The sequence below is a fragment of the Flavobacterium sp. F52 genome (assembly GCF_000278705.1).
Lineage (GTDB): Bacteria > Bacteroidota > Bacteroidia > Flavobacteriales > Flavobacteriaceae > Flavobacterium > Flavobacterium anhuiense.
Genome location: NZ_AKZQ01000037.1, coordinates 19297 through 37498, shown reverse-complemented (window position 1 = coordinate 37498; position 18202 = coordinate 19297). Strand labels below are relative to the sequence as shown.

General features: G+C 34.1%; 19 protein-coding genes and 1 tRNA gene. 6 read left to right on the top strand and 14 right to left on the bottom strand.

Features of this window, described 5'->3' with window-relative positions:
* The first annotated feature begins 123 nt into the window (after window positions 1–123).
* A complete protein-coding gene (locus FF52_RS18695; RefSeq protein WP_008468013.1) occupies window positions 124–648 on the top strand; it encodes a hypothetical protein in 525 nt (174 codons plus the stop codon).
* Window positions 649–715: 67 nt separating this feature from the next.
* Here FF52_RS18695 and FF52_RS18690 read toward each other — a convergent pair whose 3' ends face one another.
* The 11 genes from FF52_RS18690 to hisS all read right to left on the bottom strand — a co-directional run bounded on the left by FF52_RS18690 (window position 716) and on the right by hisS (window position 10832).
* A complete protein-coding gene (locus FF52_RS18690; RefSeq protein ID WP_008468011.1) occupies window positions 716–1246 on the bottom strand; it encodes a GNAT family N-acetyltransferase in 531 nt (176 codons plus the stop codon).
* A 6-nt stretch (window positions 1247–1252) separates the two neighbouring features.
* The gene (locus FF52_RS18685) at window positions 1253–2056 is read right to left on the bottom strand and encodes a Cof-type HAD-IIB family hydrolase (protein WP_008468009.1); all 804 of its coding nucleotides are present in this window, start codon (window positions 2054–2056) and stop codon (window positions 1253–1255) included.
* A 75-nt stretch (window positions 2057–2131) separates the two neighbouring features.
* Entirely contained in the window at window positions 2132–2350 is a 219-nt protein-coding gene (locus FF52_RS18680) for a putative signal transducing protein (RefSeq protein ID WP_008468006.1), read from the bottom strand.
* 92 nt (window positions 2351–2442) lie between these two features.
* On the bottom strand, window positions 2443–3105 hold the full coding sequence (locus FF52_RS18675; protein WP_008468005.1) for a DEAD/DEAH box helicase: 663 nt from the start codon (window positions 3103–3105) through the stop codon (window positions 2443–2445).
* A 51-nt stretch (window positions 3106–3156) separates the two neighbouring features.
* Complete coding sequence (locus tag FF52_RS18670; RefSeq protein ID WP_008468003.1) at window positions 3157–4320, bottom strand: sigma-54-dependent transcriptional regulator; 1164 nt, start codon at window positions 4318–4320, stop codon at window positions 3157–3159.
* Window positions 4321–4519: 199 nt separating this feature from the next.
* Complete coding sequence (locus FF52_RS18665; RefSeq protein ID WP_008468002.1) at window positions 4520–5836, bottom strand: ABC transporter permease; 1317 nt, start codon at window positions 5834–5836, stop codon at window positions 4520–4522.
* 76 nt (window positions 5837–5912) lie between these two features.
* Window positions 5913–6842: an ABC transporter ATP-binding protein gene (locus FF52_RS18660; RefSeq protein ID WP_008468000.1), complete on the bottom strand. Its 930-nt coding sequence runs from the start codon at window positions 6840–6842 to the stop codon at window positions 5913–5915.
* A gap of 161 nt (window positions 6843–7003) precedes the next feature.
* Window positions 7004–8110 carry a molecular chaperone DnaJ gene (dnaJ, locus tag FF52_RS18655; protein WP_008467998.1) on the bottom strand — a complete coding sequence of 369 codons (1107 nt, stop codon included), beginning with the start codon at window positions 8108–8110 and terminating at the stop codon, window positions 7004–7006.
* A 71-nt stretch (window positions 8111–8181) separates the two neighbouring features.
* Entirely contained in the window at window positions 8182–8760 is a 579-nt protein-coding gene (locus FF52_RS18650; RefSeq protein ID WP_008467996.1) for a nucleotide exchange factor GrpE, read from the bottom strand.
* Between the two features lie 322 nt (window positions 8761–9082).
* Window positions 9083–9153: transfer RNA gene (locus FF52_RS18645), tRNA-Trp, on the bottom strand.
* A 251-nt stretch (window positions 9154–9404) separates the two neighbouring features.
* Entirely contained in the window at window positions 9405–10832 is a 1428-nt protein-coding gene (gene hisS, locus FF52_RS18640) for a histidine--tRNA ligase (RefSeq protein WP_008467994.1), read from the bottom strand.
* 183 nt (window positions 10833–11015) lie between these two features.
* Between hisS and FF52_RS18635 the strand changes: the two genes are divergently transcribed.
* A complete protein-coding gene (locus FF52_RS18635; protein ID WP_035691969.1) occupies window positions 11016–12260 on the top strand; it encodes an ABC transporter permease in 1245 nt (414 codons plus the stop codon).
* A gap of 69 nt (window positions 12261–12329) precedes the next feature.
* Here the strand turns inward: FF52_RS18635 and prmC are convergent, their stop codons facing one another.
* On the bottom strand, window positions 12330–13184 hold the full coding sequence (gene prmC / locus FF52_RS18630) for a peptide chain release factor N(5)-glutamine methyltransferase (RefSeq protein WP_008467990.1): 855 nt from the start codon (window positions 13182–13184) through the stop codon (window positions 12330–12332).
* Between the two features lie 86 nt (window positions 13185–13270).
* Window positions 13271–13756, bottom strand: coding sequence for a GNAT family N-acetyltransferase (locus FF52_RS18625; RefSeq protein ID WP_008467988.1), 486 nt, complete (start codon window positions 13754–13756; stop codon window positions 13271–13273).
* Window positions 13757–13852: 96 nt separating this feature from the next.
* Between FF52_RS18625 and ribD the strand changes: the two genes are divergently transcribed.
* Genes ribD through FF52_RS18610 form a run of 3 tightly spaced genes read left to right on the top strand, consistent with a single transcriptional unit; the run spans window position 13853 to window position 16141 of the window.
* Window positions 13853–14902: a bifunctional diaminohydroxyphosphoribosylaminopyrimidine deaminase/5-amino-6-(5-phosphoribosylamino)uracil reductase RibD gene (gene ribD, locus FF52_RS18620; protein ID WP_008467986.1), complete on the top strand. Its 1050-nt coding sequence runs from the start codon at window positions 13853–13855 to the stop codon at window positions 14900–14902.
* Window positions 14895–15497, top strand: coding sequence for an HAD family hydrolase (locus tag FF52_RS18615; RefSeq protein WP_008467985.1), 603 nt, complete (start codon window positions 14895–14897; stop codon window positions 15495–15497). The genes ribD and FF52_RS18615 overlap by 8 nt, the downstream gene beginning before the upstream one ends.
* An 11-nt stretch (window positions 15498–15508) precedes the next feature.
* Window positions 15509–16141, top strand: coding sequence for an IMPACT family protein (locus FF52_RS18610; protein WP_008467982.1), 633 nt, complete (start codon window positions 15509–15511; stop codon window positions 16139–16141).
* A gap of 24 nt (window positions 16142–16165) precedes the next feature.
* On the opposite strand, the gene FF52_RS18605 is transcribed toward FF52_RS18610, so the two are convergent.
* Complete coding sequence (locus tag FF52_RS18605; RefSeq protein WP_008467980.1) at window positions 16166–16579, bottom strand: acyl-CoA thioesterase; 414 nt, start codon at window positions 16577–16579, stop codon at window positions 16166–16168.
* Window positions 16580–16766: 187 nt separating this feature from the next.
* Between FF52_RS18605 and dnaA the strand changes: the two genes are divergently transcribed.
* Window positions 16767–18194, top strand: a complete 1428-nt coding sequence (gene dnaA / locus FF52_RS18600; RefSeq protein WP_008467978.1) for a chromosomal replication initiator protein DnaA — start codon at window positions 16767–16769, stop codon at window positions 18192–18194.
* The last annotated feature ends 8 nt before the right edge of the window (window positions 18195–18202 follow it).

Below are 18202 nucleotides of genomic sequence, written 5' to 3'. Positions count from 1 at the left end.
ATAATTCGGGCATAACAATTTTGAATTTTACTCGTTATGTTGTTGTTTTGTGTTACAAAATGAAATGGGAAAGCCGAAAACCAAAGAGAGTAGGCAAAATTATAATAACAAATACCACGCTTTATGAAAGCATTTTTACCCACAATCTGCTTGATGTTCTTAACCTTATTTAGTTCGCAAGCGCAAACTAATGCCCCTGCTGCAAATGCAAATCCATTTCCTACTATTAGTACATTGACGACTTGGGCAAGCTTTAACTCACAACAGCAATTTGACGTTGCTATTCGTGCAGTTGGGTTTAAGTTTGAAGTTAAAGAACCAGGTGAAGGATCTACAGCTTATACCTACATTCGTAAAGTAACTGTTAACGATGTAAACTATACGGATAGAATTGTATATAGAATTACCAATAATAATTCTGCAAGTATTATTTCTTTAGTAACCGCTTCTACTGACTTGGTTAGTTTATACACTCCACAATTAGCAAGTTTTAAAAACAACAACTGTAAAACTGAAATGTCTAAAGACAAAAATACAACGTGCAGCTGTTACGAAAGTGCAAATTTTGCAATCGATCTTTGCGACGAGCGTGTAAAATTAACTATGGGTGACGGAAATAAATATTTTGTTTCTGTAGCTAAAAAATAATTATAACTCTGATTTGTTTCCAAATCTTTACTGACTTTTAAGTATGTAAAGATTTGGAACACATTTCTTAGTTGGAGTTTGGATTCTTAAGTTCGTACCAAACTTCTAATTCTTCTTGATATTCGAAAGAATTCACAAAATGGAAACCTAGTTTTTCTAAAATCTTTCTAGAATTTTCGTTTCCAGCATCTGCATAAGCATAAAGCACTTCTACTTTCATTTCGTTAAAAGCACGATCAACAAAAGCTTTTCCTGCTTCTGTTGCATACCCTTTTCCCCAATGTTTTTCGGTAAAACGATATCCTAACTCATAAAAGTTTTTGTGGTTATTGATTTCGTCTGTAATAAACTTAATTCCAGACCAGCCAATAAATTCGTTCGTTTCTTTCAAAACAACTGCCCATCGGCCTGTTCCATGATCTTTATATTGTTTTTGAACAAACTTGATATATTCAATGCTTTCTTCAATATGTTTTACGGGTCTATTCCCTACAAATAAATGCACGTTTGGATTAGAATCCAATTCGTACATTCCTTCTGCATCAGAAAGTTCAAGTTCCCGTAAAATCAGGCGTTCCGTTTCAATAGGCTTTTTCATCTTAGTTTAGTTTAAAATATAACGTGTTACTACTTCAGCAACACCATCGTCATTATTTGAAGCTACGATTAAATCTGCTTTGTCCCGCAATTCTGGCGTTACATTATCAACCCAAACTCCTAAACCGGCATATTCGATCATAGTTAAGTCATTTCCGGCATTCCCTACGGCGATAATTTCGCTTTGGTGAATTCCTAATTTATCAGCCAAAAACTTCAGACTTGCCGCTTTATCAATGCCTTGTTGCGCCGCTTCTAAGAAAAATGGTTTTGACATCGAAACGCTTAAATGAGGCATAGCTTCTTTTAAATCATTTTCTAGCGTTTTTAAATACGCTGGATCTTGCAACAAAATACATTTAACCGCTGGTCTGTCTACATAATCTTTAAAGCTTGACACTTTATGATGCGCCATTCCAGTAATTTCTTTTTCTACTTCTATAAATTCAGAATCGGTTTCGCTGATAATTTCGTCATCCAAATAGGTAATTATGTGCGCATTTTTCTTTACGCTATAATCATATAACGCATGAATTTGTTCTACAGTCAATTTCTGTTCAAACAAAATCAAATCGTCTTTAACACGACTAATTATTGCTCCATTAAACGAAATCATATACGAATCGTTTACATCGAGTTCCAGCTCTTTAGCATAAGCCGTCATAGCTGTAGTTGGTCTTCCCGAAGCCAGAACCACATAAACGCCTTTTGCTTGTGCTTCTAATATTACTTTTTTATTTAAATCTGAAATTCTATGATCATCTGTCAACAAGGTATCATCCATGTCGAGCACTAACATTTTGTATTGCATATTATTTTAGTTTTCAGTCGCAGTGACAGTTTACAGTTAGAATACTGAAAACTGTGACTGCAAACTGCGACTTTTTTAAAGACTCATTCTAAATTCTTCAATAACGGAATTTGCTTTTGCAAAATCAGTTTCCTGAATAAAAACCTCAACTGCCAAATCTGTCTGTCCAAAACCTCCCAAACGAGCCGATTGAATATTATCTTTTTTAACTGTTTCGACTCCAGCTTCTTCTAATCTTTCTTGCAAAGCAATTGCTAATACTTCACTTCCCGAAAACACTTTCATTAATCCCATTCTACTTTATTTTTTATTAATAATTTTTAAATCAAAAAGTCCCACTTTCTAGTTACTGAGACTACAAACTGGGACTGCAAACTTTATAATAATTATTCCTCTTCAATATCGTCTTCTTCTTCATCAAGCTCCTCTTCACCCTCTTCATCCATATCAAACAAATAAGGTTCGATCATGATTTTGTCTGCCAAAATTTCAATTCGTTCTGTTAGAGTTTCTGTAAAAATAATTCGCTGCACTTTGGCAATACTGTTTGAAATACGAGTGATTTTAGCATCATGACGCAATTTCAGAATCGGATCGGCATCGTCTATAATAAACATTTTAAGACGATTTACGTTGTAACCCGCCGTACTGAACATATCGTTCAATTTCGTTGGCGTACCAATTAAAACATCAATTCCGGTAGAAACGTAATTTTTATCATAATCCATATCTCCTTTGTCGTGCACGCCGTAAACCTCTAGATTAGCATATTTTCCTAATTTCTCAAAAAGGTCAACCATAGCGGTCATTTTCTCTTTATCCTCAACAATGATCAAAGCACGAGGCGATTCTTCTGTTTTTCCCGCCAATTGCTGAATTACATTCAATACAATTGTAGTCGTTTTTCCGCTTCCTTTTGGCGAAACAATTACACAGTCTGCGCCACTTTTTATGGTCGAAAAAGTTTCCATCTGCAAAGCATTGGCTTCCGTCAGACCATTTTCAATTAAACCGTCTTGTAATTTCTCGTTTATCTTTTTTAATTTCATTTCTAAATATTAGATTTATGCTTTTAGATTTCAAATAGAAAACTAAATCATTTATTTGCTAGCGAACATTTTTACATCTGTTTCAGAAATTTCGTTTCCTCCCAAAATGATTAATCTTTCTACCACATTTCGAAGTTCACGAATGTTTCCTGTCCAGTCATATTCCTGTAATAATTTTATGGCTTGCGCCGAAAATGACTTAACCGCATTTCCTTGTTCCGAAGCTATTTTCTCTGTAAAATGAGAAATCAAAGCTGGAATATCATCACGTCTTTCATTCAATGGCGGAACTTTTATTAAAATTACAGCCAAACGATGATATAAATCTTCACGGAAACGGCCTTCGGCAATTTCTGTTTTTAAATCTTTATTGGTTGCGGCAACGACACGAACATCCACTTTTATGTCTTTATCGGCACCTACTCTAGTAATCATATTTTCTTGAAGCGCACGCAAAACTTTTGCTTGAGCAGAAAGGCTCATATCTCCAATTTCATCTAAGAAAATAGTTCCTTTGTCAGCAGCTTCAAACTTTCCAGCACGATCTTTCACAGCAGATGTAAAAGCACCTTTTACGTGTCCGAACAATTCGCTTTCTATTAATTCGCTTGGAATCGCCGCACAGTTTACTTCAATTAAAGGAAAACTAGAACGCTCGCTTTTTTCGTGCAATTGATGCGCCACTAATTCTTTTCCAGTTCCGTTTGGACCTGTAATTAAAACTCTGGCTTCGGTTGGAGCCACTTTATCAATCATCAATTTTATATGATTAATCGATTCGCTGTCACCAATCATTTCGTAGTTTTTACTGACTTTTTTCTTTAGAATTTTATTTTCAACTACTAATTGCTTTTTGTCTAAAGCATTACGAACTGTATTCAGCAAACGATTCAAATCTGGCGGTTTCGAAATATAATCAAAAGCTCCTAGACGCATGGTTTGAATAGCCGTTTCCATGTCGCCGTGCCCCGAAATCATAACCATTGGGATTTCTGGTTTTATCTTTTTTACTTCTTCTAAAACCTCAACACCGTCCATTTTTGGCATTTTGATATCGCACAAAACCAAATCGTAATCGTTGTTTTTTATTTTTTCAAGTCCCGCAACACCGTCTTCTGCTTCATCAACCTGATACGAATCATTTTCTTCTGATAAAATTTTTACCAAAACTCTTCTGATTGCTGCTTCGTCTTCTACAATTAGTATTTTACTCATTCTTTTTCTAAGGTTCAAAGTTGCAAAGTTACAGAGTGACAAAGTTTAAAATCTTTGTCGCTATGCTACCTATTAACCTGTTATTAGTAATATCTCTTTTATGCTTCAATACACAATCTTAAAGTCGCTTTTGTAAGTTATACAAAATTCAAAAAAACTTTGAACCTTTGCCACTCTGTAACTTTGCAACTCTAAAGAACTAGTACTTCAGCCACTTATACAATTCCTTCCAGGTTGGTTTTTTGCCGTACATTAAAATACCAATTCGGTAGATTTTTGCGGCGAACCAAACCACAAGGAAAAATGTTGCAAACAATAATGATACCGAAATTGCTATTTGCCACCACGGCACGCCAAATGGAATACGCATTAACATAACAATTGGCGAAGTAAGCGGAATCATTGAAAATACAACGGCCACAGTTCCGTGCGGATCATTAACAACGGTAAAAAATCCGATGTATACACTTAAAATTAAAGGCATTAATATTGGAAGCAAAAACTGCTGAGAATCGGTTTGATTATCAACGGCTGCTCCAATTGCCGCATAAAATGAGCTATACAAAAAATATCCTCCAATAAAATAAATCACAAATCCGATTATAATACTTGCAATTGGCAGATTCCATAATTCGGCAATATACATTTGTGCTGAACCCGAAAATTCATGCTGAGCCGTTTGCATCATTTCTGGAGAAATTCTAGCTGTTGAGCCAACATTTACGCCGAAGAATGCCGAAGCGGCAAACATTAATCCTAAACCGATAATTGCCCAAATTATAAATTGCAGAATTCCTGCTAAAGAAGTCCCTACAATTTTACCAATCATTAACTGGAATGGCTTTACAGATGAAATAATGATTTCGATAATACGGTTTGTTTTTTCTTCGATTACACTTCGCATTACCATGTTTCCATAAATAATAATAAACATCATAATCAGATAGCCAAATGCACCGCCAATTCCTATTTTAATTTCATTTAATCCTTTTAAACTCTCTTCTCCAGAGGCTTTCACTAAATGAATATTTACATCTGACTGTGCTTTCTGAATAGCCAGAGTATCTAGTTTTGCTTCTTCTAGATTTAGTTTTGTGATTTTATTTCCAATGATTTCCTGAGTGTTTTCAATAAAAGAAATACTAGGGCTGTTATTAGAAATAAATTCAATTTTACTTTCTAAATCTTTTTTATTTTCGGTTTTCGGAATAACAATTAATCCGCTGAAATTTTCTTTTGTAATACTATCCTTTAAGGCTTTTACATCAATTTCAGACAGATTGAGATATTTAAATTCTACACCTTTTTTATTTTCTTTTAAAAAATCTGAAGCAAAAAGTCCAGTTTCATCATGAATCGCAATTCTTTTTGTTTCTGCTTTCATGGTACTTAAATAACCAATAAAAACAGCAATAGCCACAAATAAAAGCGGACTCAAGAAAGTCATGACAACAAAAGATTTATTGCGGACTTTAGCAATAAATTCTCTTTTTATAATCAACGAGATAATACTCATAAATAATTAATTTTCAAATTTTAAATTCCAAATCCCAATTTATACGCTTGGAATTGGAATTTCTATATTGGAATTTTTAAACTTTGTTTTCAGTAACTGTTTGGATAAAAATATCGTTTATGCTTGGAATTTTTTCAACGAAGTGCGTTACTTGTCCGCGTTGCGTTAAAACATTCAACAATTCGTTTGGAGAAGCATTACCGATCTGAATATTTAATTTTAAATCATCATTCAAAGATTTAAAACTAGCTGGAGAAACAGTAAATTTTTGTGTAATGTCATACATTAATCCTTCAACATTATTGGTCAAAATTCCAACTTCAAAACTGTTTGTTCTAAACTGGCGTTTTACATCGACTACTTTTCCTTCTATCAGTTTATTAGATTTATGAATTAAAGCAATATTTTCACAAAGTTCTTCTACGCTTTCCATTCTATGAGTCGAAAAAATAATGGTTGAACCTTGTTCTTTTAAAGCCAAAATTTCGTCTTTAATAATATTGGCATTTACCGGATCAAATCCAGAAAATGGCTCATCTAAAATCAGCAATTTTGGTTTATGCAAAACGCAAACCACAAACTGAATTTTTTGTGCCATTCCTTTAGAAAGCTCCTGAATTTTTTTATTCCACCAACCTTGAATTCCCAAACGGTCAAACCAATAATCCAGTTGTTTTTTGGCTTCAGCTTTAGAAAGTCCTTTCATTTGCGCCAGATACAGACACTGCTCGCCTACTTTCATTGAACTGTACAAACCTCGTTCTTCTGGAAGATAGCCAATGGTCTGCACATGTTTTGGCTGTAACTTTTCTCCATCCAAAATTACTTCACCACTGTCAGGCATTGTAATCTGGTTTATGATTCTGATAAGGGAAGTTTTTCCTGCTCCATTCGGACCTAATAGCCCATATATACTGCCTTTTGGCACATTTAATGAAACTTCGTTAAGTGCTACATAGTCGCCATATTTTTTTATGACTTTATGTACTTCTAGTAAGTTACTCATGTTATTTTTAAGGATTTACTGCGTTGCTTCTCCCATTACGGTTCAGCGACTGTAAAAGTAAATAATTACTAGCGAATCTGTGTCATATTACGCAAAAAACCCATTCTATTTTATGCTAGAATGGGTTTTTGATTATTTATAGTATTTTAAAAAAGTTAAGATTATGAGAACATATCTTTTACTTTCTCAAAAAATGATTTCTCTGATTTTTCTGGACTTGGAGCAAAGTGCTCGTCTGTTAAAGCATTTTCAAAGAATTGTTTTTGTTCTTTATTTAATGTTTTTGGAGTCCAAACATTTACGTGAACCAATAAATCTCCGCTTCCGTAACCGTTTAAACTTGGAATTCCTTTTCCTTTCAATCTTAAGATTTTACCAGATTGAATTCCTTCTTCCAGTTTAATACGAACTTTTCCGTTGATTGCTTCAATATCTTTAGAAGCTCCCAAAACTGCTTCTGGGAAACTGATATATAAATCGTAGTGAACGTTTTCACCTTCACGCTTCAAGAATTCATGCTCAATTTCTTCAATAGCTACAATTAAATCTCCTGGAATACTGTTTCCTGGTGCATCGTTACCTTTATTAGCAACTTTCAACTGCATTCCGTCAACAACTCCTGCAGGAATTTTGATTGATACTGTTTCGTCTTCTTGAACCATTCCTTGAGCATCTGCCTCAGAAGGTTTTTTATCTAAAATCTGACCAGAACCACCACAAGTAGGGCAAGTTGATGCAGATTGCATTCTTCCTAAAATGGTATTGGTTACACGCATTACTTGTCCTTGACCATTACAAGTTGTACAAGTTTTATACGTTACGCCTTTAGCCTGAACTTTACGTTTTACTTTTACTTTTTTCTCCACTCCATTTGCAATTTCCTCTAAAGTCAATTTTACTTTAATTCGAAGATTGCTTCCTTTCGCACGGCGAGGACCTCCGCCTCCGCCTCCGAAACCGCCAAATCCGCCACCAAAAATATCACCAAACTGGCTGAAAATATCATCCATGTTCATACCTCCGTGACCACCAAATCCGCCAGAACCATCAAATGCTTGATGACCATACTGATCGTATTTTGCTTTTTTCTGCGGATCACTTAAAACTTCATAAGCTTCTGCCGCCAATTTGAAGTTTTCTTCTGCCTCTTTGTCGCCTGGGTTTTTATCAGGGTGGTATTTTAAAGCACTTTTTCTATACGCTTTTTTAATTTCGGCAGCATCAGCATTTTTTGAAATGCCTAGTATTTCGTAAAAATCTTTTTTCATAATCAGATTAAATTCCAAATCTTAAAATTCCAAAATCCAAAAAACACAATTGAAATTTTTATTTGCATTTTTTAGTTTCCTACAACAACTTTAGGGTAACGAATAATTTTGTCGCCTAATTTGTATCCTTTTTCAATAACATCTACAACTTTCCCTTTTAATTTATCAGATGGTGCTGGAATTTGGGTAATTGCTTCAGCAATATCAGCATTGAAAGCATCTCCTGCCTGAATCTCAACTTGTTCTAAACCTTTAGATACTAAAGTGCTTTTCAGTTTTTCATGGATCAACTCAACTCCTTTTTTCAAATTTTCATCCTCAGATTTGTTGATCTCTACAGTTGCTCTGTCAAAATCATCTAAAACTGGAAGCATTGCCAATAAAACTTCTTGGTTTGCTGTTTTAAATAATTCAAGACGTTCTTTTGAAGTTCTTTTTTTATAATTTTCAAATTCGGCGAATAATCTCAAAAACTTATCTTTTTCTTTGGCTAAGTCTTGAGCTAATTGCTCCTCAACACTTAATTCTTCAACAATTAATTGCTCTCCATTGGCGTTAGTCTCTATCGTTGCGTCATCTAATTCCTGATCGAATTCTGTATTTTCCGTAGTCATATTGCTTTTATTTTTAAAAATATTTTTAAACTTCATTTTTTATTTCTTTGTTGGATTGCAAAAGTACTGCCAAATCTTATAAAATGTCAAATTGTCACTTTATTAATTATGAGACATTTAAAAAACGCAATCACATAGAAAAAATTTATTATAATTTTAAGACTATTACGTTTTAGTTTATATTATCTTTGAGACCAATAAAAAACAATTATTACCACCAAAAATTGAATTTAAGGGTTGGCTTCGGCCTCTAAATAATTATTAATTCAAGTTTACCTTATATTAAAAAAAGCTTCGCCTATAGAGACGAAGCTTTTTTTTATGCTTTTAATGACGGGTTGTCATTTTATTTCTTTTGCACGGGCGGAGGGATTCGAACCCCCATCAACGGTTTTGGAGACCGCTATTCTACCCTTGAACTACGCCCGTAACTTAAGGTCGGCAAATTAAGAGTTTTTTTTCTTCTCCAGCAACTATTTCAGGCATAGATTTTAAAAGAAAATCCTTTGAACCTGCGGAATCTGAAGCAAAAACTTTTGTTCCAGACAGTTAGCCTTTCAAAGTATTTTTTAATATTTCACGCAGATTTAAAAAGATTTAGGCAGATTAAAATAGATTTCGTTTTTAAATCAAATTAAATCTGCTCCAATCTGCAGAATCTGCGTAAAACATAACTTAATTTAGGACTGTAAAGCTTTTTTCAATCCGTCGAAATCTACAGATACCTGCTCTCCTGTCACTAAATTTTTAAGCGTGTACGAATTTGAATTAATCTCCTGATCTCCTACCAATACCGCAAACGGAATCAAACGTTTATCTGCATATTGAAATTGTTTCCCCACCTTTACGTTGTCTGGATATAATTCTACTTTTATATTTTCCTGTCTCAATTTCTGAATCGCTTTTGAAGCATACAAAGCTTCTTTGTTGCCAAAATTCAAGAATAATGCTTTAGAAGTAGCCGCAACCGTTTCTGGAAACAATTGCAATTCTTCCAGAACTAGATAGATTCTATCCAATCCAAAAGAGATTCCGACACCACTCATGTTTTTTAATCCAAAAATACCCGTCAAATCGTCGTATCTTCCACCACCACCGATAGATCCCATTGCTACTGTTTTTGGAGCCGCAACTTCAAAAATAGCTCCGGTGTAATAATTTAAACCACGAGCCAATGTCACATCCAAATCTAAAATTGCAGTCGATAAACCTAAATCGGCCACATTGTCGCAAATAAATTTCAATTCTTCCACACCTTTCATTCCTTCTTCAGAAGATGACAACAAGTCCGAAAGTTGTGCAATTTTGTCTGCAAAAGTTCCTGAGAAACTAAAAAGCGGTTGCACTTTTACCAACGCTTCTTCAGAAATTCCTTTTTCTATCATTTCTTTTTTAACGCCGTCTTCTCCAATTTTATCCAATTTATCAAGCGCAACTGTAAAATCAATTAATTTATCTGAAGCACCGATAACCTCAGCAATTCCGGATAAAATTTTTCTGTTATTGATTTTAATTGTAACACCCTCTAAACCTAACGATGTAAAAACAGTATCATATAATTGAACCAATTCTACTTCCTGCCAAAGTGATTTTGAACCGACAACATCAGCATCACATTGAAAAAATTCCCTAAAACGCCCTTTCTGCGGATTATCTGCTCTCCAAACTGGCTGAATCTGATATCTTTTGAACGGAAATTCAATTTCACTTTGGTGCTGCACTACATATCTTGCAAACGGAACTGTCAAATCGTAACGCAATGCTTTCTCAGAAATTTTTCCTGTGAATTTATTTAATTCGATTCTTTGCTCTAAAGTTATTTTTTCAGCAGAATTCAGCTGTAATTCCTCGATTGATTCTGGTAATTCAATTTTACTTTTATTGTAGAAAAAATTACCTGAATTTAAAATTTTAAAAATCAGACGATCTCCTTCTTCGCCATATTTCCCCATTAAGGTATCTGAATTTTCAAACGAAGGCGTTTCGATTGGCTGAAAACCAAATTTCTCGAAATTAGCTTTTATAGTCTGAATAATATATTGACGTTTTGACACCTCTGCTGGTGAAAAATCTCTTGTTCCTTTTGGTATACTTGGTTTAGAAGCCATTTTCTCTATTTTAGATTGTTGATTTTAGATATTAGATTTCTTTTGAAAACTAAAAACCTAAAATTCTTTGACATTATTTCTTTTAATTTTTAAGCGAATGCAAATATCTTACTTTTTAAAATAAATAATAACACTTCGAAAACAAACTTGTAACAAAAACCGTATTTTCGTGACAAATTGGTCATGATGCTAAAATTATTTAAAGAAAATATCCGAATTGCTTTTGGTTCTATCAAAACCCAAATTCTGCGTACGGTTCTTACTGTTTTAATTATTGCTATCGGTATTACTGCTTTGGTGGGTATCCTTACGGTAGTTTCTGCATTAGAAAATACAATTTCCACCAATTTTGCATCAATGGGAGCTAATACGTTCAACATCAATCAATACGAAAATACGGTTCGAAATCGTGGCGGAAACGAGCGTGAAGTTATCAATCCAATTATTTCTTATCCTGAAGCTGTTGCTTTTAAAAATAAATACAAATATCCTTTTACAGAGACATCCCTTTCTTTTACTGCAACTTCAAAAGCTGAAGTAAAATATTTAGATACCAAAACAGACCCCGAAATTACAGTTGTTGGTGTCGACGAGCATTTCATTGCCAATTCTGGCTTAGAAACTACTTTAGGTCGTTCTTTTAATCAATTTGATATTGACAACAACACCTATTCATGTATTGTCGGCTCTGATTTTGAAAAAGGACTTTTAAAAGATGTAAATCCGATAGATAAAATCATTTCGATTCGCGGTGCACGATTTAAAGTTATTGGCGTTCTAAAAGAAAAAGGCTCTACTTTTGGGAACAGCCAAGATTTACGCGTTTTGATTCCGATTCAGGTTGCGAGATCCTTATTTTCTGCACCAAACATCAACTATACAATCAGTGTGATGGTTTCTAAAAAAGAACTTTTAGACGAAGCTGTCGACAATGCTACAAGTACCATGAGAAGGGTTCGTAAACTTAGTCCTGTAAGAGATAATAATTTCGGCATTGGGCGCAGTGATGACTTAATAAACCGAATTTTAGGTATTACCAAATATTTAGGCTGGGCTGCTTGGATTATATCCGTTATTACCATTTTAGGATCTTCTATTGCTTTAATGAATATTATGATCGTTTCGGTTACAGAACGTACCCGCGAAATTGGCGTTCGCAAAGCTTTGGGAGCCAAAAGATCAACAGTTGCTTTTCAGTTTTTTATCGAGACTTTATTAATTGGACAAATTGGAGGTTTGGTCGGAATCGTTTTGGGAATTCTGCTTGGTTTTGCTATTGCAACGGCAATGAGCTTTGTTTTTGTGATTCCGTGGATGGCGATCTTTGCCGCTTTTGCAACAAGTTTTTGCGTTGCACTGGTTTCTGGTTTATATCCAGCTATTAAAGCATCAAAACTAGATCCTATTGAGGCTTTGCGATATGAATAATTTCCAGTCGCAGTTTTCGGTCTCAATTTTCAGTCAATATGTCTAAAAACTGAGACCGAGACTGAAAACTTAAATATTCCCTTTTATCATACGATCGTTGTCGTAAATATCTTTTCTAAGCTCAACGTTTTGAAAACTCATACTTTCCAGCAAATCAATCATTTCTTTTCCAAGATATTGGTTGATTTCAAAATACAGTTTTCCGTTTTTCAGAAGTCCGTTTTGAGCCAGGGAAGCAATTTTTCTATAAAAAATAAGCGGATCACTATCTTCTACAAAAAGCGCCAAATGCGGTTCGTAATCCAGTACATTCTTTTTTATTTCTACTTTTTCTAGATTTCGCACATAAGGCGGATTAGAAACAATGATATCAAACTGACAGGTAAATTCATCAGTTTCTAAAATATTCAGCAGCATAAAAGTCACCTCTACATCATTTCTAATGGCATTCCTTTTTGCGGTTTCAATCGCTTTTTTAGAAACATCAACACCAAAAACTTCAGCATTCGGAAGATTTTTAGCCAGCGAAATCGCAATACAGCCCGTTCCAGTTCCAATATCAAGAATTCTTATTTTTTTGTTTTTATCTGGACTTGCATTTTCATTAATAATCCATTCAACTAATTCTTCTGTTTCTGGCCTTGGAATTAAAACATTCTCATTCACTTCAAAATCCAAACCATAAAAGTTGGTTTTTCCAAGTAGGTACTGAATAGGAACTTCTTTCTTCAGCTGATTTAGCAACTCGTTCCAGATCGTGAAATCCTTTTCATCAAATACTAATTCATGATTTAAGGCTAAATCAATCTGGCGAAGTTGGTATTTATCTTCAAGTATCAAATAAAAAAAGCTTTCTGCTTCGTACGCATCGTAAAAAGGAGATAATTCTTTAATAAACTGAGTACGATATTGTTTAATTTTCATTTTTATTTTTTGAGCATTTTACATCAGCCGAAACTGACATTTATCTTTCAATAAGTCTTGCTTGTTTTAAATTTGTTACCTTAAAGTTACAAAACTTTGAGCATCCAAACAGGACAAGAATTATGCCCAGTACATCCCATTGGAGCATCTAAATACTCAAAACCGGATTTTTTGTAAAGTTTTTGTGCGGCATGCATAAATGGCATGGTTTCGATATAGCATTTTTTAAAACCAAAAGATTTAGCTTGCTCTAAACATTTTTCCATCATTTGAGAGCCAATTCCTAAACCTCTTGTTTTTGGAAGGAAATACATTTTCTGTAATTCGCAAATTTCGGAGTCACCATTTTCCAAAGGTGCAATACCAGCGCAGCCAACAATTTCTCCTTCATTTTCGACAACAAAATAGATCGATTTGGGTTTGCTATATTGTTCAAACATCAAATCTAGATAAGGATCTTCGTATGCTGTACCTACTTTTGGAATTTCCAGTTCATCAAAAACAGAACGTATCAAACTTGCAACTGCCTGATTATCTTTCTTTTCAATTGTACGTATTAACCAATTTACCATTTTTTTATTCTAAATCATTATATAAGCAAAAGCAAATATACTTTTTCTGTAGCTTCTTAACTTAGTCATAAACTCAAAAATAACTACTTTTGCACTGTGAATATACATGAAAAATATATAAAACGCTGCATCGAACTGGCACAAAATGGACTTGGAACAACGTATCCGAATCCGATGGTTGGCAGTGTGATTGTTTATGAAGGTCAGATTATTGGTGAAGGCTGGCATAAAAAGGCTGGTGAGCCACATGCAGAGGTAAATGCCGTAAATTCTGTAAAAGATAAAACGCTGTTGAAAAAGGCTACAATTTATGTAAGCTTGGAGCCTTGCAGTCATTTTGGAAAAACTCCTCCTTGCTGCGATTTAATAATTGCAAATGAAATTCCGAATGTAGTTGTGGGCACGGTTGATCCTAACGAAAAAGTAGCTGGAAAAGGAATTTTGAAATTAATTGAAGCTGGCGCTAATGTAACCGTTGGTGTTTTAGAAGATCAATGCAACGAGCTGAACAAACGCTTTTTTACTTTTCATCAAAAAAAGAGGCCTTACGTACTTTTAAAATGGGCGGAAAGTCAGGATGGTTTTCTGGCGCCAGAAAAAGTTAGCAATCAAGATCGAAAACCGGTTTGGATCACCAATCAATATTCGAGACAATTGGTTCATAAATGGCGAACTGAAGAACAAGCAATTTTAGTTGGAACACAAACTGTAGTTGATGACAATCCGAAATTAAACGCCAGAGATTGGGACGGAAATAATCCGACAAGAATTGTTATAGATCGAAATAACAGAATTGATCAAGACAGTTTTATTTTTGATGACACTGTGAAAACTATTATTTTTTCTAGCGAAAAAGAAAAATCACCAACAAAAAACACACAATTTGAAGTAATTGATTTCAGCAAAAATATTGTGCCTCAGATTTTAGATGTTTTATACCAAAATCAAATTCAATCTGTAATTATTGAAGGCGGGAGACAAACGCTTCAATCTTTTATCGATGAAAATCTTTGGGACGAGGCACGAATTTTTATTGGAAAAACAAGTTTTGAAAAAGGAACGAAAACTCCAAATATTTCAAGAAAAAACAGCATCAAAACCAACATTTTAAGCGACGAACTAATACAGATTAAAAATCATGATTAATGCGATAATTTTTGACTTCGGAGACATTTTTATCAATTTAGACAAACCTGCCACAATTTCTGGTTTACAAAAATTAGGAATGAAGGAGTGGAATAATGAATTTGAACAATTAAATCTTTCTTTTGAAGTAGGCGCTATTTCTCCAGAAGATTTCATCGGCGGTTTTCAAAAACAATTGCCCAATGCTTCAAAGGAAGATATTCTAAAAGCTTGGAATGCTGTTTTGGCAGATTTTCCATTTTATCGTTTGGAATTTCTTCAGGAATTATCAAAAAAATACCGATTGTTTCTGTTAAGCAATACCGATTCTATTCACATCAATACATTTGAAGAAAAAAGTGGCGTTTCTTTTTACAAGGATTTTTATGACTGTTTTGAAAAAGTATATTTTTCTTTTGATATCGGAATGAGAAAACCAGATCCGAAAATTTATCAGTTTGTTCTTGAACAAAACAATCTAGTTGCCGAAAACACCTTATTTATTGACGACAAGACAGAAAATACCGATAGCGCCGCGGCTTTAGGAATCAAAGTTTGGAATCTTCAAGTTGGGAAAGAAGATGTGGTCGATCTTTATAAAAAAAATATACTTTAAGAATACTGCTTTTGGAAATTAACGATACTTATCAAACTATTGCGGTTGCATCTGAAGAAATACTGTTTAAGGAAAAAGGCAGTAAATTCTTTGGTTATGCTTTTCCAATAGATCACGAAGATGAAGTAAAGCCCATTATTGAAGAGCTAAAAAAGCAGCATCCGCATGCGGTGCACTATTGTTATGCTTACCAAATTGGTGTTGGAAATAAAGTTTCGTATCGTGCCAATGATGATGGCGAACCCAGCAACACAGCTGGAGCACCAATTTACGGCCAGATACAATCTTTCGGATTAACTAACGTTCTTGTAGTAGTCGTTCGTATTTTTGGAGGCGTAAAATTGGGTGTTGGCGGTTTAATTGCAGCTTATAGAACTACAGCGCAGCAGACCTTAGAAGTTTGTGAAATTGTAGAAAAAACAATAGACGTCGAATTTTTAATTTCTTTTGATTATAAAAACATGAACAAAGTCATGAGAGTGATCAAAGAAAAGAAATTAGAAATCGTATCACAGGAAATGGAAATGGATGAAGTTTCTGGACTGCCAATTGGCAAAATTGTGACAAAAACGAGAAAAAAAAATGCCGAAACAGTATTCAGCATTTTTGATTTAATGTTCGAAATTGATATCAAAATTATATAATTTAACATCAAAATGAAGGCAGTTTTAACACTTTTCATCAAGTGATTTAAATATGTCTAAAATGTATTCTGGAGGAGCTGTCGGACGACCTGTTTTTAACGCAACAAATACTAAAATAAACGTCGCAGTTGTTAATAACTCATTTGCCTCATTATAGATTGCGCAGTCAAATTCGATCTTCACAGAGGAGTGACTTTTGAATGTAGTGTGAATTGTCAAAAGTTCATCGTATCGCGCCGATTTTTTATAGTTGATATTCATGTTGACAATTGGAAGACCAATTCCGCTTTCTTCCATGCTTTTATACGAAACCCCTTTATTTCTAAGCCATTCCACGCGTCCTATCTCAAAATAAGGCACATAATTTCCGTGATAAACGACTCCCATTTGGTCAGTTTCTGAGTAACGAACTCGTACTTGAGTCTGATGATTTTTCATTTATAAAATATTAAAAAAATTCGAATTTGAAAAGGCTCTTTACAACTTTTTTTTATAAAATTAGATACCAAAATATTTTTTTTTACAGAAATTTGTTCACATATTTGTTATCCCGAAATACGGAATAAAATTGCTCCATTTTTATTAGGAGAATCTTTATAACAATAATAAAAATTTATCTGAATCTATGACTAAAACTGCTCAATCGGTATGGGAAAACTGTTTGTCCTTTATAAAGGATAATATTCAAGACCAAGCATATAAAACTTGGTTCGAACCAATCAAATCAGTTGAGCTAACCGATAACGCATTATACATTCAGGTTCCAAGTAAATTTTTCTACGAATGGCTCGAAGAGCATTACGTAAAATTATTGAAAGTTGCGCTTACCAAAGAACTGGGAAAAAACGCAAAGTTACTCTATAAAATTAAAATGGAGAACACTTATGGCAATAAACAGCCGTTTACCGAGCAGCTGCCAAGTGCCAATAGAGTGCCAATGAAACCGCAAGAGGTTGATGCTCCGTTTAAAAACTTAAATCCTGAGCTTAAAAATCCTTTTGTAATTCCTGGAATCAGAAATTTAAAAATTGAGTCTCAGTTAAATCCGAACTACAGTTTTGACAATTTCTTAGAAGGAGATTCAAATAGATTGGCTCGTTCTGCTGGTATGGCAGTTGCCAACAAACCAGGAGGAACTTCATTTAACCCATTATTGATTTTTGGAGGGGTTGGTTTAGGAAAAACACACTTAGCGCATGCTATAGGTGTAGAAGTAAAAGATAAATATCCAGAAAAAACGGTTTTATATATTTCTGCTGAGATTTTCACACAGCAATACATTGATTCTGTAAAAAAGAATAATCGTAATGATTTCATTCACTTTTACCAATTAATTGATGTTTTGATTATTGACGATGTTCAATTCTTATCTGGAAAATCTGGGACACAAGATGTATTCTTCCATATTTTCAACTATTTGCACCAAAACGGAAAACAAGTAATCTTAACTTCTGATAAAGCTCCTGTTGATATGCAGGATATCGAGCAAAGATTATTATCTCGTTTTAAATGGGGACTGTCTGCAGAATTGCATCAGCCAGATTACGAAACGCGTATTTCAATCTTAAAAAACATTTTATACCGCGATGGTGTAGAAATGCCAGAAGATATTTTAGAATACGTTGCCCGCAACATCAAAACAAACGTAAGAGAACTTGAAGGAGCTATTATTTCATTGATCGCTCAATCTTCTTTCAACAAAAAAGAAGTTACAATTGAACTGGCGAAAAGTGTTGTAGAGAAATTTGTTAAAAACGTAAAGAGAGAAATCTCTATCGATTATATCCAAAAAATTGTTTCAGACTATTTCCAATTAGACATTGAAACACTTCAATCTAAAACTAGAAAGAGGCATGTTGTGCAAGCAAGACAATTAGCCATGTTCTTCGCTAAAAAATTCACTAAAGCTTCTTTGGCTAATATTGGTTCGCAAATTGGAGATCGCGATCACGCAACTGTTCTTCACGCTTGTAAAACAGTCGACAACTTAGTTTCTACAGACAAACAATTCAAAAAGTTTGTTGAAGACATCAATAAAAAACTAACGCTATAATACGCGCC